Annotated in this window: 17 protein-coding genes; 16 read left to right on the top strand and 1 reads right to left on the bottom strand. The window is 42.1% G+C overall.

The window, feature by feature from the left end; all coding sequences use genetic code 11:
• Nucleotides 1-254: 254 nt before the first annotated feature.
• From ACFQRG_RS02635 to ACFQRG_RS02595, 9 genes are all read left to right on the top strand, one after another.
• A complete protein-coding gene (locus ACFQRG_RS02635) occupies nucleotides 255-2372 on the top strand; it encodes a (Fe-S)-binding protein (RefSeq protein ID WP_380963347.1) in 2118 nt (705 codons plus the stop codon).
• 116 nt (nucleotides 2373-2488) lie between these two features.
• Complete coding sequence (locus ACFQRG_RS02630; RefSeq protein ID WP_380963345.1) at nucleotides 2489-3667, top strand: acetyl-CoA C-acetyltransferase; 1179 nt, start codon at nucleotides 2489-2491, stop codon at nucleotides 3665-3667.
• 36 nt (nucleotides 3668-3703) lie between these two features.
• On the top strand, nucleotides 3704-4558 hold the full coding sequence (locus tag ACFQRG_RS02625) for a 3-hydroxybutyryl-CoA dehydrogenase (RefSeq protein ID WP_380963343.1): 855 nt from the start codon (nucleotides 3704-3706) through the stop codon (nucleotides 4556-4558).
• A gap of 15 nt (nucleotides 4559-4573) precedes the next feature.
• Entirely contained in the window at nucleotides 4574-5713 is a 1140-nt protein-coding gene (locus ACFQRG_RS02620) for an acyl-CoA dehydrogenase (RefSeq protein ID WP_380963341.1), read from the top strand.
• A 67-nt stretch (nucleotides 5714-5780) separates the two neighbouring features.
• Nucleotides 5781-6923 carry an acyl-CoA dehydrogenase gene (locus tag ACFQRG_RS02615; RefSeq protein WP_380963339.1) on the top strand — a complete coding sequence of 381 codons (1143 nt, stop codon included), beginning with the start codon at nucleotides 5781-5783 and terminating at the stop codon, nucleotides 6921-6923.
• An 89-nt stretch (nucleotides 6924-7012) separates the two neighbouring features.
• On the top strand, nucleotides 7013-7669 hold the full coding sequence (locus tag ACFQRG_RS02610) for a TetR/AcrR family transcriptional regulator (RefSeq protein WP_380963337.1): 657 nt from the start codon (nucleotides 7013-7015) through the stop codon (nucleotides 7667-7669).
• 5 nt (nucleotides 7670-7674) lie between these two features.
• The gene (gene icmF / locus ACFQRG_RS02605; RefSeq protein WP_380963335.1) at nucleotides 7675-10935 is read left to right on the top strand and encodes a fused isobutyryl-CoA mutase/GTPase IcmF; all 3261 of its coding nucleotides are present in this window, start codon (nucleotides 7675-7677) and stop codon (nucleotides 10933-10935) included.
• A gap of 199 nt (nucleotides 10936-11134) precedes the next feature.
• A complete protein-coding gene (rpoE, locus tag ACFQRG_RS02600; protein ID WP_380963333.1) occupies nucleotides 11135-11644 on the top strand; it encodes a DNA-directed RNA polymerase subunit delta in 510 nt (169 codons plus the stop codon).
• A gap of 198 nt (nucleotides 11645-11842) precedes the next feature.
• Nucleotides 11843-13441: a CTP synthase gene (locus ACFQRG_RS02595; protein ID WP_380963331.1), complete on the top strand. Its 1599-nt coding sequence runs from the start codon at nucleotides 11843-11845 to the stop codon at nucleotides 13439-13441.
• Nucleotides 13442-13634: 193 nt separating this feature from the next.
• Here ACFQRG_RS02595 and ACFQRG_RS02590 read toward each other — a convergent pair whose 3' ends face one another.
• The gene (locus tag ACFQRG_RS02590; RefSeq protein WP_380963329.1) at nucleotides 13635-14165 is read right to left on the bottom strand and encodes a DUF2529 family protein; all 531 of its coding nucleotides are present in this window, start codon (nucleotides 14163-14165) and stop codon (nucleotides 13635-13637) included.
• A gap of 305 nt (nucleotides 14166-14470) precedes the next feature.
• Between ACFQRG_RS02590 and ACFQRG_RS02585 the strand changes: the two genes are divergently transcribed.
• From ACFQRG_RS02585 to rpmE, 7 genes are all read left to right on the top strand, one after another.
• Entirely contained in the window at nucleotides 14471-14845 is a 375-nt protein-coding gene (locus ACFQRG_RS02585) for a response regulator (RefSeq protein WP_380963327.1), read from the top strand.
• A 178-nt stretch (nucleotides 14846-15023) separates the two neighbouring features.
• Nucleotides 15024-15887, top strand: a complete 864-nt coding sequence (gene fba / locus ACFQRG_RS02580) for a class II fructose-1,6-bisphosphate aldolase (protein WP_380963325.1) — start codon at nucleotides 15024-15026, stop codon at nucleotides 15885-15887.
• A gap of 270 nt (nucleotides 15888-16157) precedes the next feature.
• Complete coding sequence (gene fsa / locus ACFQRG_RS02575) at nucleotides 16158-16805, top strand: fructose-6-phosphate aldolase (RefSeq protein ID WP_380963323.1); 648 nt, start codon at nucleotides 16158-16160, stop codon at nucleotides 16803-16805.
• 368 nt (nucleotides 16806-17173) lie between these two features.
• Entirely contained in the window at nucleotides 17174-18466 is a 1293-nt protein-coding gene (locus tag ACFQRG_RS02570; RefSeq protein ID WP_380963321.1) for a UDP-N-acetylglucosamine 1-carboxyvinyltransferase, read from the top strand.
• Between the two features lie 88 nt (nucleotides 18467-18554).
• Nucleotides 18555-19526: a class II fructose-bisphosphatase gene (glpX, locus tag ACFQRG_RS02565; protein WP_380963319.1), complete on the top strand. Its 972-nt coding sequence runs from the start codon at nucleotides 18555-18557 to the stop codon at nucleotides 19524-19526.
• A gap of 280 nt (nucleotides 19527-19806) precedes the next feature.
• The gene (gene rho / locus ACFQRG_RS02560; RefSeq protein WP_380963317.1) at nucleotides 19807-21072 is read left to right on the top strand and encodes a transcription termination factor Rho; all 1266 of its coding nucleotides are present in this window, start codon (nucleotides 19807-19809) and stop codon (nucleotides 21070-21072) included.
• Nucleotides 21073-21242: 170 nt separating this feature from the next.
• Entirely contained in the window at nucleotides 21243-21446 is a 204-nt protein-coding gene (rpmE, locus tag ACFQRG_RS02555) for a 50S ribosomal protein L31 (protein WP_380963315.1), read from the top strand.
• Nucleotides 21447-21554 lie beyond the last annotated feature (108 nt).

The raw sequence follows: 21554 nt of genomic DNA, 5'->3' as shown, positions 1-21554 counted from the left end.
ACAGAAAATTATCCCCATTCAGAATAGACTCATCTTAGGAAAACATCATTGCAACTTTCTGGCGGGGAGCGGCGGCATTGTACAGAATAGGCTGCCGTTTGGAAGTAGCGGGCGGCGCTTCTGAACCGCTCCGGGCTGCAATGGGAAGCGGTGATATTACATAAATAAGCTGCGGCATAGACTCGGTGCAGTCACACTGTGAAGCTTCCCAAACCTTTTAACATCATCTTAACGGCAAAGAAAGGAGAGGACTCATGAATTCATTACTCATTATTAATTGGCTGGCTTTCCTAATTGTAATCGCTTACGGGATTTATCTTTTTGTACATGTCATGAAAACAAGATATGAATTTATCAAATTAGGTAAAAAAGCTGAATGGGAACAAACGATGAAAGACAGATGGAAAGCAATCGGCGTTTATGTCTTTGGGCAAAAAAAGCTGCTCAAAGATAAGAAAAGCGGAACCATGCATGTGATGATGTTTTATGGTTTTATTCTGGTCCAATTCGGTGCTATTGATCTGATTTGGAAAGGTCTGGCGCCGGGCTCTCATTTACCGTTTGGCCCGCTCTACCCGGCTTTTAAATTGCTTCAAGAAATTGTTGTCCTTATGATTCTTGTAGCTGTTGTCTGGGCTTTTTACCGGAGATATGTTGAAAAGCTTGTGCGGTTAAAACGCGGCTTTAAAGCAGGGCTGGTATTAATTTTTATCGCCGGTCTAATGATCTCCGTTTTATTGGCGGACGGCATGGAAATTATTTGGCAGCATGACGCCTATACGTGGATGCAGCCAATGGCCTCAGGCATTGCCTATATTTTTCAAGCGGTGGGTCCGCTCGCTTCACATGTTGTCTTTTATGTCGCCTGGTGGGTACATTTGCTTATTTTATTAACCTTCCTTGTCTACGTACCGCAATCGAAGCACGCTCACTTGATTTTTGGGCCGGTCAATGTCTTTCTTGGACGGACTCATAAAGTCGGGCGCTTGAAATCCATTGATTTCGAAGATGAGACCCAGGAAACGTTTGGCGTTAACAGCATTGAAGAATTTACGCAAAAACAGCTTGTTGATTTATACGCATGCGTGGAATGCGGACGTTGTACAAATATGTGTCCGGCAACAGGAACAGGCAAGATGCTTTCGCCAATGGATATTATTGTGAAGCTTAGGGACCACTTAACGGAGTACGGGGCATCAGTAACATCAAGAACACCGTGGATGCCTGCCTATGCATTTGCCAATACTGCGGCAAATCAACTGGCCGTTGCATCAGGCGGTCAAAGCGCTGAGCAAGAAACAGCGGCAACAGGAGCTGCATCCGGCGGCATTATCGGCAATGTTATTACAGAAGAGGAACTGTGGGCTTGTACAACTTGCCGTAACTGTGAAGACCAATGCCCGGTAATGAACGAGCATGTTGATAAAATCATTGATCTAAGGCGTTATTTAGTACTTACAGAAGGTAAAATGGACCCTGATGCTCAGCGGGCGATCACCAATATTGAGCGCCAAGGCAATCCATGGGGCCTTAACCGGAAAGAACGGGAAACTTGGCGCGATAACCGTGATGACATCGAAGTGAAAACAGTCAAGGAAATGGAAAAGGCGGGAGAAGAGTTCGAATACCTGTTTTGGGTCGGCTCGATGGGCTCTTATGACAATCGGAGTCAAAAGATTGCCGGGTCTCTGGCGAAAGTCATGAATGAAGCCGGCATTACCTTTGCCATTTTAGGAAATAAAGAGAAGAACTCTGGTGATACACCGCGCCGGATCGGTAATGAGTTTCTATTCCAGGATCTGGCTCAAAAGAATATTGACCTGTTTAAGAAGCATAACATTAAGAAAATAATTACCGCAGATCCTCATGCATATAATACTTTTAAAAATGAATATCCTGAATTTGGCCTTGAAGATGTGGAAGTATACCATCATACCGAGCTGCTTTATCAATGGATCAAAGAAGGCAGGATCAATCCTAAATATGAGGTCAAAGAACGCATTACTTACCATGACTCTTGCTATCTTGGCCGTTACAATGAAGTATATGATCCGCCGAGAGAAATTTTAAAGGCTATCCCTGGTGTTGAATTAGTAGAGATGAACCGGAATCGCGAGACGGCAATGTGCTGCGGTGCCGGCGGCGGTATGATGTGGATGGAAGAACGTACAGGAAACCGCGTCAATGCGGCGAGAACAGAACAAGCTTTACAAGTAAAACCAACGGTCATCAGCAGTGCCTGTCCTTATTGCTTAACAATGATGAGCGACGGCACCAAAGCAAAAGAAGTTGAGGATCAGGTTGGCACATACGACATTGTTGAATTAGTAGAAAGATCAATAGTTTCACCAAGTGATGAGCAAGCAGTATAGGATGAGCCCCTCTAAGCAGGGGCATCCTTTTCAACCTATAACCGAGCGAGCGTTCAATCAATTGAATAAATAGATTTGTGAAAACGCATACAAAATGACAATAAGGGGGAAATAAAATGGCAAAGACAGTGATTATCAGTGCGGCTCGTACACCTTTTGGAAAAATGGGGGGAAGTTTGTCTTCTCTGTCAGCTGCAGAACTCGGCGGAATATCGATAAAAGCAGCGCTTGAAAGGGCAAATGTTAATCCGGAACAAGTAGAAGAAGTCATTATGGGGATGGTGCTCCAGGGCGGACAAGGGCAAATCCCGTCCCGGCAGGCAGCGCGCCATGCCGGTCTTCCTTGGGCTGTAAAGACGGAAACGATAAATAAGGTTTGCGCTTCCGGTTTGAGAAGTGTCACATTGGGAGACCAGATCATCCGCGCCGGTGATGCAAGGGTGATAGTTGCCGGCGGTATGGAATCTATGAGCAAAGCGCCGTATGTGCTTCCGACTGCTCGCTGGGGTCACAAAATGGGTGATGCGCCATTGATAGATTTAATGGTTCATGACGGGTTAACTTGCTCATTTAATCATGTTCATATGGGTATTTATGGATCCGATACAGCAAGAGCTTATAACATTTCCAGAGAAGAACAGGATGCATGGGCGCTCCGCAGTCATGTAAGGGCAGCAAAAGCGATTAAAGAAGGTAAATTTAAAGAAGAAATCATCCCGGTTGAAGTTCCGCAAAAACGCGGCCAATCAATGATTGTAGAAAATGATGAAGCAGTAAGAACCGATACAACGCCGGAAAAGCTGGCTACATTAAAACCTGCCTTTAGTAAAGACGGTACTGTAACAGCAGGGAACGCTCCAGGTGTCAATGACGGGGCAGGGGCTCTCGTATTAATGGATGAAGCTCACGCCAAACAAGAGGGCAAAGAGCCGTTAGCGACAATTCTTTCACATGCGGAAATTGCCGTTCCTGCTAAAGACTTCCCTGAAACACCCGGACTTGTAATCAATGAATTATTAAGAAAATCGGGTAAAAACCTTGATGATATTGATTTGTTTGAAATCAACGAGGCTTTTGCAGCGGTGGCTTTAACGAGCCAGAAAATAGCCGGTCTTGATCCGGAGAAGATTAATGTTAACGGCGGGGCTGTAGCCCTCGGTCATCCAATCGGCGCAAGCGGGGCGAGAATTTTGATGACGCTTATTTATGAATTAAAACGCCGCGGCGGCGGATTGGGGATTGCCTCGATTTGCAGCGGCGGCGGTCAAGGTGATGCTGTTTTAGTTGAGGTATAACAATTTCGAAAAAGTTTTAAAGAGGAGATGTTATTGATGAATATTAATAAAATCATGGTCATCGGTGCCGGCCAAATGGGTGCGGGGATCGCTCAGGTTTGTGCGGTATCCGGTTATGACGTCCTTTTATATGATGCAAATGAAGAAGCATTAGACCGCGGTATTAAAGGTATAGAGAAAAGGCTTGCCAGGGATGTTACAAAAGGGAAAATATCTGAAGATGATAAGCATGCTTCGGTTCTTCGTATTAAGAAAACAGCATCAATTGATGAAGCTGCAGATTGCGATTTGGTTATTGAAGCGGTTGTTGAAAATATGGATGTCAAAACAAAAATTTTCTCACAGCTTGACCAAATAACGCCTGAACAAACGATTCTTGCTACTAATACATCTTCCTTGCCGATTACAGAAATTGCCGCAGCCACGAAACGGCCTGATAAAGTGATTGGCATGCATTTTATGAATCCGGTACCTGTTATGAAACTCGTAGAAGTCATTCGCGGACTGGCGACTTCAGATGAAGTCTTTGAAACTATAAAACAAACCGCTGAATCATTAAATAAAACGGCAGTTGAAGTTAATGATTTCCCGGGCTTTGTCTCTAACCGCGTGTTGATGCCGATGATTAATGAAGCCATTTACACCGTTTATGAAGGGGTTGCGGAACCTGAGGCTGTTGATGAAGTTATGAAGCTTGGTATGAATCACCCAATGGGCCCATTAACACTTGCTGATTTTATCGGGCTGGATACTTGCCTTTATATTATGGAAACGCTCCATGAAGGCTTTGGAGATGATAAATACCGGCCATGTCCGCTGCTTAGAAAATATGTCAAAGCAGGGTGGCTCGGAAAGAAAGCTGGACGGGGTTTTTATTCATATACTGAGTAAAGGCGGGTAATGACGATGGATTTTCTTTTTACTAAAGAACAGCAGATGATGAGAAAGATGGTTAAAGACTTTGCCGAAAAGGAGATTGCTCCTTTTGTGGAAAAAATGGACTCAGAAGATGTCTTCCCATTAGAAATCGTAAAAAAAATGGGAAGCCTTGGTTTAATGGGAATTCCCGTTCCTGAAGCTTACGGCGGCTCGGGAATGGATTTTATCTCTTATATCATTGCCATTCATGAATTATCTAAGGTAAGTCCAACGATCGGCGTCATTTTATCTGTTCATACGTCTGTCGGCACAAACCCGATTCTTTATTTTGGCAATGAGGAACAAAAGCAAACTTACATTCCTAAGCTTGCTGCCGGAGAATATATCGGAGCCTTCGCTGTCACAGAACCTGGTGCGGGCTCTGATGTCTCGGGCCTTAAGACAAGGGCTGTGCGCAATGGAGACAATTATTTGTTAAATGGTTCTAAGGTTTTTATTACGAATGGGGAAGCGGCGGATACATTTGTAACCTTTGCATTAACTGATCCCGAAAAAGGAAAAGACGGGATTACGGCTTTTATAGTGAAAAAAGGGACGGAAGGTTTTTCGGTAGGGAAAAAAGAAAAGAAAATGGGACTAAACGGCTCAAGCACCGTTTCACTGCTTTTTGATAATGCCAAAGTTCCTGAGCAAGATCGTTTGGGAGAAGAAGGCCAAGGTTTAAAAATAGCCCTCGGGAACCTTAATATAGGACGAATTGGCATTGCGGCACAAGCGCTTGGCATTGCTGAAGGCGCTTACAACCATGCGGCCGCTTACGCAAAAAGCCGGGAGCAATTTGGTAAGTCAATCGGAAAGCAGCAAGCGATAGGCTTTAAGCTCGCTGATATGGCAGCCAATATTGAAGCCGCCAAACTGTTAGTCTATCAAGCGGCGCATCTTGTCCAAACCGGAAAACCCTGCCGCAAAGAAGCATCAATGGCCAAATTATTTGCCTCCCGGACAGCCGTTGAAACGGCAATCGAAGCCGTACAAATATTTGGCGGTTACGGCTATACGAAAGATTATCCGGCAGAACGCTACTTTCGCGATGCCAAAGTGACTGAAATCTATGAAGGAACCAGCGAAATTCAACGCATAGTCATCAGCAAGCAGCTGTTAAGTTAGGTTATCCACAGTTTTCGGGGTCAGACCCCGCAAACTGTGGATAAAATGGGGAAGGTGGAGACGATATATGAACTTTCAACTCAATGAAGAACACGAAATGCTCAGAAAGATGGTTAGGGACTTTGCCAAAAAAGAAGTGGAACCGACAGCCGCTGAGCGTGATGAAGAAGAACGCTTCGACCGGAGCCTTTTTAATAAAATGGCTGAATTAGGTTTAACGGGTATCCCGTGGCCGGAAGAATACGGCGGCATTGGCTCGGACTATTTAAGTTATGTCATCGCAGTGGAAGAGCTGTCACGGGTCTGCGCGTCGACAGGCGTTACACTGTCTGCACATACATCACTCGCAAGCTGGCCGCTCTACAAGTTCGGTACAGAAGAGCAAAAGCTAAAGTTTCTTAAACCTTTGGCGCAAGGGGAGAAGTTAGGCGGGTACGGCCTGACGGAACCGTCTTCCGGATCAGATGCCGGGACAATGAAAACAACGGCAAGAAAAGACGGTGATGACTATATCCTGAATGGTACAAAAATATTTACAACAAACGGCGGGGAAGCAGAAATTTATATCGTATTTGCTTTAACTGATCCAGAATTAAAGCAAAAAGGCTCCAGTGCTTTCATCGTAGAGAAAGGCACCCCAGGCTTTTCGTTCGGGAAAAAGGAGAAAAAATTAGGCATCCGGTCATCGCCAACATTGGAATTGATCTTCGAAAACTGCCGGGTTCCAAAGGAAAACCTTCTCGGCAAGGAAGGAGAAGGCTTTAAAATCGCAATGATGACACTTGACGGCGGTCGCAACGGTATCGCTGCCCAGGCAGTCGGTATTGCCCAGGGAGCGCTTGATGCCGCTGTAAACTACGCTAAAGAACGTGAACAGTTTGGAAAGCCCATAAGCAAGCAGCAGGGCATTGGATTCAAACTGGCTGATATGGCAACAAAGGTTGAAGCGGCGCGTCTATTAACCTATCAGGCAGCGTGGCTGGAAGGAGAAGGCCTCGCGTACGGCAAGGCATCAGCAATGTCAAAATTGTTCGCAGGAGATACCGCCATGCAAGTCACAACTGATGCGGTCCAAGTATTCGGCGGTTACGGCTATACAAAAGATTACCCGGTTGAGCGTTATATGCGTGACGCTAAAATCACGCAAATCTATGAAGGCACCAATGAAATTCAAAGGCTTGTTATTTCCAGATACTTATTGAAAGATTAAGAGGATCTGACCTTTCTGCTGAAGTTATCCACATTATTCACACTATCCGCAGTTCACAGGGTCAGACCCCTTTTTTGAGGGGGATGGTGATGGAAGAAAAGAAGAATGTTGTAACGTCTGTAAAAAATGAAGAGCTCATTCAAAAGAGACGCGATCAATTAATTAAAGCGGCCGTGAAGCTTATTATTGAAAAAGGGTTCCATAAAACAACGACAAGGGAGATTGCTAAGGCAGCCGGTTTCAGCATTGGTACGCTTTATGAGTATATTCGCTCAAAAGAAGATGTTCTTTATCTTGTTTGTGATGATATTTACGAACAGGTAAGCACCCGTTTAAAGGAAAAGGTTAAGTTAAGGGGTGACGGCCTCTCCTGCTTAAGGGACGCTATTGTGACTTGCATTACTGTTGTGAATGATATGCAAGATGAAATACTCATCATGTACCAAGAGGCAAAATCTTTGTCACGGGATTCACTTCCGTATGTTTTGAATAAAGAGTCAGAGATGGCGTCAATATTTGAAAAAATTATGAGATTTTGCATAAGCTCCGGACAACTGAATTTAACGGATAAAGAGGTTAAATTTTACGCGCATCATATTCTGGTCCAATGCCAAATGTGGGCTTTCCGCCGCTGGGCATTTAAGAAAGATTATTCAATTAAAGAGTTTTCAAACATGCAAGTCAAAGTGCTGTTAAATGGATTAAGTGATGTTAATAAATCTTATTCTCTAATTAAAGGGGAGTAGAATACATGAGCGAAGTAAAGGTGTATAAACCAAAGAATCATGTCCGCTTTGTCACGGCTTCGAGTTTGTTTGACGGCCATGACGCATCGATAAACATCATGAGAAGGATCTTGCAATCGAGCGGGGCGGAAGTGATTCACCTTGGCCACAACCGTTCTGTTGAAGAGATTGTTCAAACAGCCATCCAAGAGGATGTACAGGGTATCGCGATTTCGTCCTACCAAGGCGGTCATATTGAATATTTCAAGTATATGTATGATTTGCTTCAAGAAAAGGGCGCTTCCCACATCCGTATATACGGCGGAGGCGGGGGCGTTATTATTCCAAAGGAAATTAAAGAATTGCATGATTACGGAATTGCCTGGATATTTTCGCCGGAAGACGGGAGCAAATACGGTCTTCAGGGCATGATTAATATCATGCTTGAAGAATGCGACTTTCCGACTGTTACAGCATTAGAGAATGATATTGAAAAGGCTCAAAAGGGTGATTTCAAAGCGATTGCCAGATTGATCACTATTGCCGAAAACGGTATTCAGATTTCTGAAGAAATATCCGCAGCACTGGATGAGATTAAGTCGGCTCAATCTAAAAATACTCGGCAAATCCCGGTCCTCGGTATAACGGGAACCGGCGGCGCAGGTAAAAGTTCCTTAACAGATGAATTAGTCAGAAGGTTCATCAATCAGTACCCTGATAAGAAAATTGCTATTCTTTCTGTCGATCCGACAAAGCAAAAAACAGGCGGCGCATTATTAGGGGACAGGATCAGGATGAATGCCATCCATCATCCGAATATCTATATGCGTTCGCTCGCCACTAGAAATTCTAAAACAGAGTTATCTGCGGCGATCCATGACGCCTTGGAAATTGTTAAAACCGCCCCATTCGATCTCATCATAATTGAAACGAGCGGGATCGGCCAAGGCGATGCAGAAATTACCGAAATTTCAAATGTGTCAATGTATGTCATGACGAGCGAATACGGCGCCCCTTCCCAATTAGAGAAAATCGATATGATCGATTATGCCGACTTAATTGTTATTAATAAATTTGACCGCAAAGGTTCTGAAGACGCCTTACGAGATGTAAGAAAGCAGTATCAAAGAAGCCATATGTTATTTAATGCCTCATTAGAAGATATGCCGGTTTACGGTACAACAGCAAGCCAATTCAATGACTTTGGCACAAATCGTCTATTTCATGCGCTTATAGAAACGATTAATAAAAATTGCCAACTTAAGCTTCCGGTCCCAAAAACAGCCGATTTAACAGTAAAAGAAAAGAGTGTTATCATTCCTCCCGAACACACGCAATACTTAAATGACATTGTCAGAACTGTCAGAGGTTATCACCAATTTGTAGAAGAACAAGTGAAAATCGCCCGGAGCGCTTTTCAAATTGACGGAACCATCAAGGTTTTAAAAGAAGAGCAAGCAGATGCAAATACAATAGAACAAATGGAAGCCTTAAAGGATAAATGGCTTGAGAAGCTTCATCCGGATTCAAGAAAAATTTTAGCCGGATGGGATGAACTGAAGAAAAAATATGCCGGAAAGACATATACGACAGTTATACGCGGCAAAGAAATTGTAACAGAAATCACAACACGAAGCTTATCAGGGCTGGATATTCCTAAAGTTGTTTTACCGAAATATGAGGACTGGGGCGAAATTTTAAAATGGGTATACAAGGAAAATGTTCCGGGGTCCTATCCATATACTGCCGGCGTATTCCCATTCAAACGCAAAGGTGAAGATCCGAAAAGACAATTTGCCGGTGAAGGAACACCGGAAAGAACGAATAAGAGATTCCATTATTTATCAAAAGATGATGATGCCAAACGCCTGAGTACTGCTTTTGACTCAGTTACGTTGTACGGGGAAGACCCTGACCGCCGGCCGGATATTTACGGTAAGGTTGGTGAAAGCGGGGTAAGTGTTTGTACGCTCGATGATATGAAAAAGCTTTATGACGGCTTTAACTTATGTGTGCCGTCTACATCAGTTTCAATGACAATTAACGGACCGGCCCCAATCATCCTTGCCATGTTTATGAACACGGCGATCGATCAGCAATTGGCATTTTTTGAAGAAGAACACGGACGGAAGCCTAATCAATCTGAAGCCGAAGAAATTAAAGCGAGAACATTATCGACAGTCCGGGGGACGGTTCAGGCTGATATTTTGAAAGAGGATCAAGGGCAAAATACTTGCATATTTTCGACTGAGTTCGCTTTGCGGATGATGGGGGATATCCAGCAATATTTTATCGATCATCATGTTAGAAATTATTATTCCGTATCTATTTCCGGTTACCATATTGCCGAGGCGGGAGCCAATCCTATCTCACAGCTCGCTTTCACACTGGCTAACGGGTTTACTTACGTTGAATATTATCTTAGCCGGGGCATGAATATTGATGATTTTGCTCATAACTTATCCTTTTTCTTCTCAAACGGGCTTGATCCTGAGTATACAGTGATCGGCCGTGTGGCCAGACGTATTTGGGCAACGGTGATGCGCCGGAAATATGGGGCAAATGAACGAAGCCAAAAGTTGAAATATCATATCCAAACATCAGGAAGGTCGCTTCACGCTCAAGAAATTGACTTCAATGATATCAGGACGACGCTTCAAGCCTTAATGGCGATTTATGATAATTGCAATTCTCTCCATACAAACTCTTACGATGAAGCGATTACAACACCATCAGAAGAATCTGTGCGCCGGGCGATGGCAATCCAAATGATTATTACAAAGGAACTCGGTCTTGCGAAAAATGAAAACTCTTTACAGGGTTCCTTTATAATAGAAGAATTAACCGACCTTGTCGAGGAGGCCGTGCTAAGCGAATTTGAACGAATCAATACCCGCGGCGGTGTACTCGGAGCCATGGAAGTTCAATATCAACGAGGTAAAATTCAAGATGAATCGATGCTGTATGAAATGAAAAAGCATTCCGGAGAGCTTCCGATCATCGGTGTTAACACATATCTTAATCCTAACCAGGAAAAGGAAAAAGAAAAGGAACTCACGCTTGCCAGAGCGTCAAAAGAAGAGAAGGAATGGCAAATTAAGAATCTGAAGGCATTTCAAAAAGCCCATGAATCTGAAGCAAAAGAAGCCATTGAAAAATTAAAAGCAACAGCGCTTGAGGGCGGCAATATCTTTGCTGAGCTAATGGAAACAGTCAAAGTGGCAAGTCTTGGGCAAATTACCCAAGCCCTTTACGAAGTTGGAGGAAAATATCGCCGGAATATGTAAAAATTTTTAGGGGATTAAATTGGTGCTTCGTTAAATAACGAAGCGCTTGTTTTTATTTTTTCTAAAATGTAGCATAGTCGTTGTATTTTTGTTTATAATGGTTGATATGTACAAGTGTGTGTTCAAAAAGGAGTAATATATCCCGGACTTTTTGAACATCCTCTAGATAGTTTACGGACGGAAAGGGTGTTAAATATTAATGGCGGAGCAACAACTGTCTCATGATAAACCAATGATTGAAAGAGTTCATGATATCTTAGAAAACGACAAACAGCCAAAAAGCTTCTATGAATTAGTTGATCAAATCATTGGAGACCAACTTTCAGATGAAGAAAAAGGTGAAACGATGGCGCGGCTGTACACTGATATGAATCTTGATGGCCGTTTTCTTAACATCGGGGAGAACGCTTGGGGTTTAACAAGCTGGTATCCAATTGAACAGCGTGAAGATGTCGCATTACACCTTACGACTAAAAAGAAAAAGAAAAAACAAACTGACGATGATTATGATGATTATGATGAACTCGATGATGAACTTGAGGATCTTGATGATGATTTAGACGAAGATTATGACGATGAAGATTATGATGATGAAGACTATGATGAAGATTATGATGATGATGCCGATGCCGATGACAAAGAAGATGCAGACCATGAATTAGACGATGATGAAGACTTCGATGACGAAGATGAAGAGGAAGGCAAATAACACAAAAAGTGGTTCAAAAAGGTAGTTGCCTCATATCGGATACTCTGGTACAATCACTTTTGGGCTATTAAATTATAGAACGAAAGAAAATATCCTTCATACAAAAGTGAGCCCTCTCAATATAGGGAGCGGTGTCACTTTTGTTTTTTTATATGTCATTTTTTTGAGCATAATAATGTCAAAAAGGGGATGAATGGTTTGGCGAAATATATTTTTGTTACCGGCGGTGTCGTATCATCACTTGGTAAAGGTATTACTGCGGCTTCTTTAGGCCGTTTGTTGAAAAATAGGGGCGTTAAAGTAACAATTCAAAAATTTGATCCTTACATTAACGTAGACCCCGGCACCATGAGTCCTTACCAGCATGGTGAGGTATTTGTCACTGATGATGGTGCCGAAACAGACTTAGACTTGGGGCATTATGAGCGTTTTATAGATATTAATTTAAGTAAAAACAGCAATGTGACGACAGGCAAGATCTATTCGACCGTTCTGAAGAAAGAACGCCGCGGCGATTATCTCGGCGGAACAGTTCAAGTGATCCCGCACATTACAAATGAAATTAAAGAACGTGTATTTAGAGCCGGCAAAGAAACAAACGCTGATGTTGTCATAACTGAAATTGGCGGTACAGTGGGGGACATTGAAAGCTTGCCGTTCCTTGAGGCTATTCGCCAAATTAAGAGCGATGTCGGCATTGAAAATGTCATGTACATTCATTGTACATTAATTCCGTATTTAAAAGCGGCAGGCGAAATGAAAACAAAGCCGACACAGCACAGTGTTAAAGAATTAAGAAGCTTAGGCATACAGCCAAACGTTATTGTCGTTAGAACTGAAGTGCCTGTTTCTCAAGAAATGAAAAGCAAAATCGCCCTGTTCTGCGACATTGATGAAAAAGCCGTTATTGAAGCAAGAGATGCGGACACATTATACCAAGTACCCCTTGAACTTCAAGAGCAAAAACTTGATGACATTGTTTGTAAACATTTAAAACTCAAATGTGCTAAAGCAGATATGGATGAGTGGAACAAATTAGTGGACAAGGTATTGAATTTGAAGAAATCTGTAAAAATCGGCCTTGTCGGAAAGTATGTTGAACTTCAAGACGCTTATTTATCTGTTGTAGAAGCATTGCGTCATGCGGGTTATGACTATGACGCCGACATTGATATTAAATGGATTAATTCTGAACATCTTAATGACAAAAATGTTGAAGAACAGCTTTCAGATGTCAATGGTATTTTAGTGCCTGGAGGATTTGGCGATCGCGGTATAGAAGGAAAAATAGCCGCTATAAAATATGCCCGGGAAAATCGTGTGCCGTTTTTAGGTATTTGCTTAGGCATGCAATTGGCATCCATTGAATTTGCCCGTCATGTTCTCGGATTACAAGGCGCTCATTCGTCAGAAATCGATCCGTCAACACCGTATCCAATTATTGATTTGCTTCCGGAACAAAGAGAAATTGAGGACATGGGTGGTACATTGCGTTTAGGACTTTACCCATGCAAAGTAAAAGAAGGTACAAAGGCTTATGAAGCTTATCAGGAGCCTGTTATTTATGAACGGCACCGCCATCGTTATGAGTTCAATAATGAATATCGGGAAGCGATGGAGGAAAAAGGCTTTGTCTTTTCCGGATTGAGCCCTGATGACCGTTTGGTGGAAACGATAGAAATTAAGGATCATCCGTGGTTTGTGGCTTCCCAATTCCACCCGGAATTTAAGTCGCGTCCGACCCGCCCGGAACCATTATTCAAAGGCTTTGTTGGAGCAGCGATAAGTAAAGGATAGGAATTTAGGGGAGAGAATAAAAGAGGTTTAAAACATTTTTTATTCGGGTAATAACATGATGCGGGAGAATTAGCTTGAGGATAGAGCCCTATTCCAGGGGATAGGGAAGCCTGTGAGGAAAGTCCCGTTCCTCGATAGTATAATTCTCCCTTTATTTCTAAAACCCTTCAAATTCCCTGATTTTTTTACAAGATTAGTAAAGGTTTTGTTCGTCCAGCATGTCGATAGTTGTCAAATAAATAGCGAAATATCCATAAAGGGCGGCCATAATTGATGGTCTCCCTATTTTTTTATCATCATTAAGTGGTACTAAAGGCCTGTTTTCGGTTGTTATTACCGCAATATCAACAGAATCAGAATAGTTTTCATAATCCTTTTCAAAAATAGCGATAACAGTGCAGCCTTTGCTTTTTAGTTCTTCAGCGAGAAATATTGCCTCTTGCTGATTAATGTCGTTTGCAGCGATGATGACAGCATCTGTAGCATCAAGATCTTTTATTTTCCCGCTTTCGTCATAAAGATATTGTGCTTTTGGCAATCGGTTATCACCTTCGACAGCCTCGATAGCCACAGACTGCCATGATCCTAATCCATGAACCGCAATTTTTCCATCTGAGATAACGGCTTGGGCAAGCAAACGTGCGCTGTCTTCAATCTCTGTTTCATTTTGTTTTTGTACATCATTAAATACGCCAACTAACTGTGTTGTAAAAATTTTTAACATGATTTCGCCCCTTTCGGCCTTATTATAGGACATTTGACCTTATTCTGGAAGGTTCGCGGATTTTAATTATTGGCACGATTATCCAGAAATTGCTAAAATAACTGCGACGAGCTTTGAACAGCTTCTTTGAAATATCTACGCGCAGGAGCACGGTCTTTTTTGCGACGAGCTTTGAACAGCTTCTTTGAATAATCTGCGCGCAGGAGCAGGAGTTTTTAAATAGGAAGCCGAATTAACCGTGTAGTATGCTTTTCTACATATACATATTAGATCATAATTTAAAAACCAAGGTGGGGAGAAATACAATGGCTGAAGGAAGAGATGGAAAAATTTTGATTGTCGATGATCAATTCGGCATTAGAATTTTGTTGAATGAAATTTTTCAAAAAGAAGGATATAAGACATTCACTGCCGGCAATGGGATCCAAGCTTTGGATATTGTAGAGAAAGAGGAACCGGAACTCGTTATTTTAGATATGAAAATACCTGGTATGGACGGTTTGGAAATATTAAAGAGAATTAAGGAAAAGAACAGTCAGGTTAAGGTCATTATTATGACGGCCTACGGCGAACTTGATATGATCCAGGAAGCCATTGATAATGGTGCAATTACACACTTTGCCAAACCTTTTGATATCGATGATGTATTGAAAGCGGTTCAAAAAGAATTACCTATTTAAACGGTGCATTTGAGATTATTTTAACTCAATTTTATGGTATGCTATACTTGTTGAGTCGAAGGGGCGAAACAATATTAATCAGTTCCTGCACCGCTTCTTTCAACGATTAGCGGATGTACAAGTTAGGTAAAACTGCTAATCGTTGTCAGAAGCCAGCGATTACTAAGGAGGGTCACGCATGCCTTTAGTTTCAATGAAAGAAATGCTTGAAAAGGCGAAAGCCGAAAAGTATGCAGTAGGTCAATTTAACATTAATAACTTGGAGTTTACTCAAGCCATTCTTCAAGCTGCAGAAGAAGAGAAATCTCCGGTTATTTTAGGTGTTTCCGAAGGCGCCGCCAGATACATGGGCGGATTTAAGCTGACTGTTGCCATGGTTAAAGCATTAATGGATGAATACAATGTCACAGTTCCAGTGGCTATTCATCTTGATCATGGTTCATCTTTTGAAAAATGTATGCAAGCTATTAACGCCGGATTTACATCTGTTATGTTTGACGGTTCCCATTATCCGCTTGAAGAGAACATTGCTTATACAAAGAAAGTTGTCGATGCTGCACATGCAGTAGGCGTATCTGTTGAGGCTGAACTTGGCCGTATCGGCGGACAAGAAGACGATCTTGTAGTTAATGATGCTGAAGCGGCTTATGCCATTCCATCAGAATGCGAACAGCTTGTCAAAGAAACCGGCGTAGATTGTTTTGCTCCTGCATTAGGGTCTGTTCACGGGCCGTATAAAGGGGAACCTAACTTAGGTTTTGACCGTATGGAAGAAATCAATAACCTTGTAGGTGTACCGCTGGTATTGCACGGCGGCACAGGCATTCCTACAAAGGATATTAAAAAGGCTATTTCCCTTGGCCATGCAAAAATCAACGTTAACACTGAAAACCAAATTTCTTCTGCAAAAGCAGTTAGAGAAGTTCTTGCAGAAAAACCAGATTTATATGACCCAAGAAAATACTTAGGGCCTGCTCGCGACGCCATTAAAGAAACTGTTATCGGCAAAATGCGCGAATTCGGTTCATCTGGCCAAGCTTAATATCACTGCTGTTCAAAGGGGGATAACAACACCTTCGGACGAACCCTTTGAACGGTACATACATTTAAGCTTTGTTAAAAATCGCGGACATAAGATCATTGCATGATGGCGTCGCCTGTTATTGTGTAATTGATTTTATGTCTCTTGTTCTTACATGAAATCAAATTGATTTGAGAAGTATAAAAAAGAGTATGTGTTTGAAGTTCGGGTTAATACATCCCGGCTTTTAAGCATTCTCACAGTAAAAACTTACCAGGAGGCAATTTTAAAATGAAATTTTTTATAGATACAGCAAATATTGACCAAATCCGTGAAATTAACGATCTTGGCGTTCTTTCTGGTGTAACAACGAACCCGTCCCTTGTTGCTAAAGAGGGTGTTGATTTTCATGAGCGTCTTCGCGAAATTACTTCAATTGTAAAAGGTTCTGTCAGCGCAGAGGTTGTCTCTACAAAAGCGGAAGATATGATTGAAGAAGGCAAAAAGCTTGCTGCTATAGCACCTAATATCACAGTTAAAGTGCCAATGACTTCAGAAGGTCTTAAAGCTGTCCATGCTTTTTCAGAAGAAGGCATTAAAACAAACGTTACACTTATCTTCTCTGCAAATCAGGCATTGCTTGCAGCGCGTGCCGGCGCTTCTTATGTTTCACCGTTTGTTGGACGTTTAGATGATATTGGTCAAAACGGTATAGAGCTTATCGCTCAAATTGCTGAGCTGTTTGATATTCACGGTCTTGATACTGAAATCATTGCAGCATCTGTCCGCCATACGATGCATGTGACTGAAGCAGCTGAAGCTGGTGCACACATTGCAACTATCCCGCATAAAGTATTCATGCAAATGATGAATCACCCATTAACTGATAAAGGCTTGCATGACTTCCTCGCTGACTGGGATAAATATAAAAACCGTTAAGTATTAATGGCGCACCTCACCCGCGAGTGTTCAAAAAGGCGGGCAAACATTCCCCGGCTTTTTGAACCTCCTCTTTTAGAGGTGCCCCCAAATTTTTCTCATTAATTTAACATCTTAAATTATTAGAATATACATGTTAGAATAGATACCGGTCCATAATATTTAATAATAATAAGTGTTTAAAAAGGAGGACAAAAAGAGTCGAGAAGTTCGAGGAACGAAAGTCTCGAGGACCGGAACGTATGGGGATAATACGTGAGGACCGGAGAGACCGAGTGACGAAGAAATTCGAAGGCTATTTTTCCCGGACTTTTTAACATCTTATAAAAAAATCTGGTCATTCGACTGACACGGAAAAGGAGTTCAAAATGGAAAAATTAATGATTGAAGGCGGTCATCGTCTTAAAGGGACTGTCCAAGTAAGCGGTGCCAAAAACAGTGCTGTAGCATTGATACCCGCTGCCATACTTGCCAATTCAACGGTGACAATCGAACAACTTCCAAATATTTCCGATGTCCGTATTCTTTGTGAGCTATTGAAAGAAATTGGCGGTAAAGTCACGTTTGATAAAAATACGTTAACGGTTGATCCCTCTAGTATGATTGATATGCCTTTGCCGAACGGCCATGTTAAGAGACTCCGTGCATCCTATTATTTAATGGGAGCTATGCTCGGGCGTTTCAAAAAGGCTGTCATTGGTTTGCCGGGCGGCTGCAACCTTGGCCCCCGTCCAATAGATCAACATATAAAAGGATTTGAGGCACTTGGCGCTTCTGTAACTAATGAGCAAGGGGCTATATACTTACGTGCAAAAGAATTAAGAGGCGCGCGTATTTATTTGGATGTCGTCAGTGTCGGTGCAACAATCAATATCATGCTGGCAGCGGTCAGAGCAAAAGGGCGGACAATTATTGAGAATGCGGCAAAAGAACCGGAAATTATTGATGTAGCGACACTTTTATCAAGTATGGGTGCAAAAATTAAAGGTGCAGGAACCGATGTGATCCGTATTGAAGGTGTTGATGAGCTGCATGGATGCCGTCATTCAATTATTCCTGATCGAATAGAAGCCGGTACATATATGATTGTTGCCGCAGCTATGGGGGATCGTGTTCTTATTGATAATGTTATACCTCAGCATTTAGAATCACTAACAGCTAAATTAAGAGAAATGGGCATAACAGTCGATATCTATGATGACCAGATTGCGATTTCGCGCCATGTAAAGGAATTAAAAAATGTCGATATTAAAACCCTGGTATATCCTGGCTTTCCAACTGATTTGCAGCAGCCGCTTACAAGTCTGTTAACCCATGCTAAGGGAACAAGCATAGTAACGGATACGATTTACGGTTCAAGATTTAAACATATTGATGAATTAAGGCGGATGAGTGCAGAAGTTAAAGTTGAAGGCAGATCTTCAATTATTACGGGACCGACAGGATTGCAGGGGGCAAAGGTTAAAGCAACTGATTTAAGAGCAGGCGCTTCACTTGTTGTTGCCGGTTTGATGGCGAATGGCATCACAGAAGTTTTGGGGCTTGAACACATAGATCGCGGATACAGCCAGCTTGTCGAGAAGTTACAAGGGATAGGCGCAAATGTATGGCGCGAAGATTTAGATATTCATGAAATAGAAGATATTAAAGCAAGCAGTTAACATGAAAGTGCGTGTTAAATAAAGAGGATAAACCGGACCTTTTTAACAACTTCTTTGCGGGTTGTGGTCAAAAGAAGGAGTGACTTAATTGGAAAGAAGTCTATCGATGGAGCTTGTAAGGGTAACTGAAGCTGCTGCGCTTGCATCCGCAAGCTGGATGGGAAGAGGAAAGAAAGAGGAAGCTGATAACGCGGCAACAACTGCGATGCGCAATGTCTTTGATACGATTCCGATGCAAGGCATTGTTGTTATCGGTGAAGGTGAAATGGATAATGCGCCAATGCTTTACATCGGTGAAAAGCTTGGGACTGGTGTAGGACCGGGTGTGGATGTAGCCGTTGATCCGTTAGAAGGAACAAATATTGTCGCAGCAGGTACTTGGAATGCCCTTGCAGTACTTGCAGTTGCTGAACACGGCAATCTATTGCATGCTCCTGATATGTATATGGATAAATTGGCAGTCGGCCGTGAAGCAGTCGGTCAGGTTGACATTAATGCACCTGTCATAGATAATTTAAAAGCCGTTGCCAAGGCTAAGAATAAGGACATTGAGGATGTTGTAGCCACAGTTCTCGACCGTGATCGCCATGCGCGTATTATTCACGAAATCCGTGAAGCCGGTGCAAGAATTAAATTAATCCCTGAGGGCGATGTTGCGGCTGCTATCAATACAGGTTTTGATGATACCGGTGTTGATATCCTGTTTGGCGCTGGCGGCGCTCCGGAAGGCGTTATTGCTGCAGTTGCTTTGAAATGCTTAGGCGGGGAAATTCAAGGCCGTCTTTTGCCTCAAAATGATGAGGAAAGAGAACGGTGTAAAAAAATGGGTATTGAAGATACAAATCAAGTTCTTCGTATGGACGATCTTGTACGCGGAGACGATGCGATCTTTGCAGCAACTGGTGTGACAGACGGTGAATTGTTGAAAGGTGTTCGTATCCATGGTTCAAGAGGAACAACACATTCACTCGTCATGCGCGCCAAATCTGGAACTGTCCGGTTTGTTAAAGGCTCGCACAGCTTAATTAAAAAGCCCCATTTAGTTATAAAAGAAGATTAAATTTTAGACTTGGGTTATTTTTCCTGAGTGCAGGGCACTAGCAATGGCTAGTGCCTTCTTGAAATTAAAAATAAACAAGAGTATAATAGGTCCCGAAAAATAGATAATATATTGGAATTTTTTCCTATTTGATTAAAAGTCAAAGATATGGTAAGAATAATAAGTAATTCTATGGACTTCTTTATCCAGCTCCTTAATCTCTTCCTTTCCTTTTGAGAGAGTCCTTCATATGTCGTTTCATCATCTTACATTTTTAAAATCAGTGAAGTGTGGTGTCATAATGGGAGTAACATTAGCAGAATTAGAAAATATGAAACTTAAAGATTTATACGAGCTTGCTCGCAATTATAAAATTTCTTACTACAGTAAGCTTACTAAAAGGGAACTGATATTTGCAATTTTGAAGGCGCGGGCTGAACAAGATGGTTTTTCTTTTATGGAAGGCATTTTAGAAATTATTCCTTCTGAGGGTTTTGGCTTTTTAAGGCCAATTAATTATTCACCAAGTTCAGAAGATATTTATATTTCCGCTTCGCAAATCAGGCGATTCGATTTAAGAAACGGAGATAAAGTTTCCGGAAAGGTTCGTCCCCCTAAAGAAAACGAGCGTTATTACGGCTTGCTCCATGTGGAAGCGGTTAATGGAGAAGATCCCGATACATCCAAGGAACGGGTTCACTTTCCTGCATTAACGCCATTGTATCCGGAAAAGAAAATGGTGCTCGAAACAGATGCGAAAAGTATTTCGACACGGATTATTGATATGATTTCACCTGTAGGATATGGTCAGCGCGGTTTAATTGTGGCACCACCTAAGGCTGGTAAGACGATGCTCTTAAAGCAAATAGCCAACAGCATTTCGACAAATCATCCTGATGTGGAGTTAATTGTTTTACTTGTTGATGAACGTCCTGAGGAAGTCACTGACATTGAACGCTCGGTCAAAGGCGATGTGGTCAGTTCAACATTTGATGAAGTTCCCGAAAATCATATTAAAGTCTCCGAGTTGGTTTTAGAGAGGGCCATGCGCTTAGTTGAACATAAGAAAGATGTTGTTATTTTAATGGATAGCATCACGCGTTTGGCGCGCGCTTATAACTTGGTTATTCCGCCAAGCGGCAGAACGTTATCCGGAGGTATTGATCCAGCTGCTTTCCACCGTCCTAAGCGATTCTTTGGAGCGGCCCGGAATATTGAAGAAGGCGGAAGTTTAACCATTCTTGCCACGGCCTTAGTCGAAACAGGTTCCCGTATGGATGATGTCATTTATGAAGAATTTAAAGGAACGGGTAACATGGAGCTGCATCTTGATCGCCGTTTAGCAGAACGTCGTATCTTCCCGGCTATTGATATCCGCAGATCCGGAACGAGAAAAGAAGAAATGCTCATAGATAAAAATCACCTTGATAAGTTATGGGTGATGAGGAAAACGATGGATGATTCAGCTGATTTTGTTGAACATTTTTATAAACGAATCAAGAAGACCAAGTCTAACGAAGAGTTTTTTGCTTTATTTGACAAGGAGAAAAGCGGCGTCGCAAAATAGGTGTTGAGTTCGTATTCAAAAGCCGGACAAGCTGCGCCGGACGTTCTTATAAGGTGTTTTTAATGTAAAATACTGGACTTGAAAATTAATATTTCTCTTGTTATAATAGACGCTAGTTGTTATCAAACTCTGGTTTGAGATAGAATCAGGGCGAAAAGGAGATGAATGGAATGAGAACAGGAATCCATCCTGAATATCATAAAGTTACTGTGAAATGTTCTTGCGGCAATGAATTTGAAGCTGGTTCTGTTAAAGAAGGTCCACTTCGTGTAGAAGTTTGTTCTGAATGTCATCCTTTCTACACTGGCCGTCAGAAATTCGCTGATAAAGGCGGACGTGTTGATCGCTTTAAGAAAAAATATAACCTTAAATAATTTTGTCATGAATACAGGCAAGCACTTTCCTTGCCTGTATTTTTCATTTATACTTAAATTTTTGCTTTTTTATACTATCAGAAAGCCAAGTTTTCTTTATGGTGGATC

Source organism: Scopulibacillus cellulosilyticus (assembly GCF_042665295.1).
Lineage (GTDB): Bacteria > Bacillota > Bacilli > Bacillales > Sporolactobacillaceae > Scopulibacillus_A > Scopulibacillus_A cellulosilyticus.
Note: the sequence above shows the minus strand (reverse complement) of the source record. Positions and strands in the feature narration are given on the sequence as shown.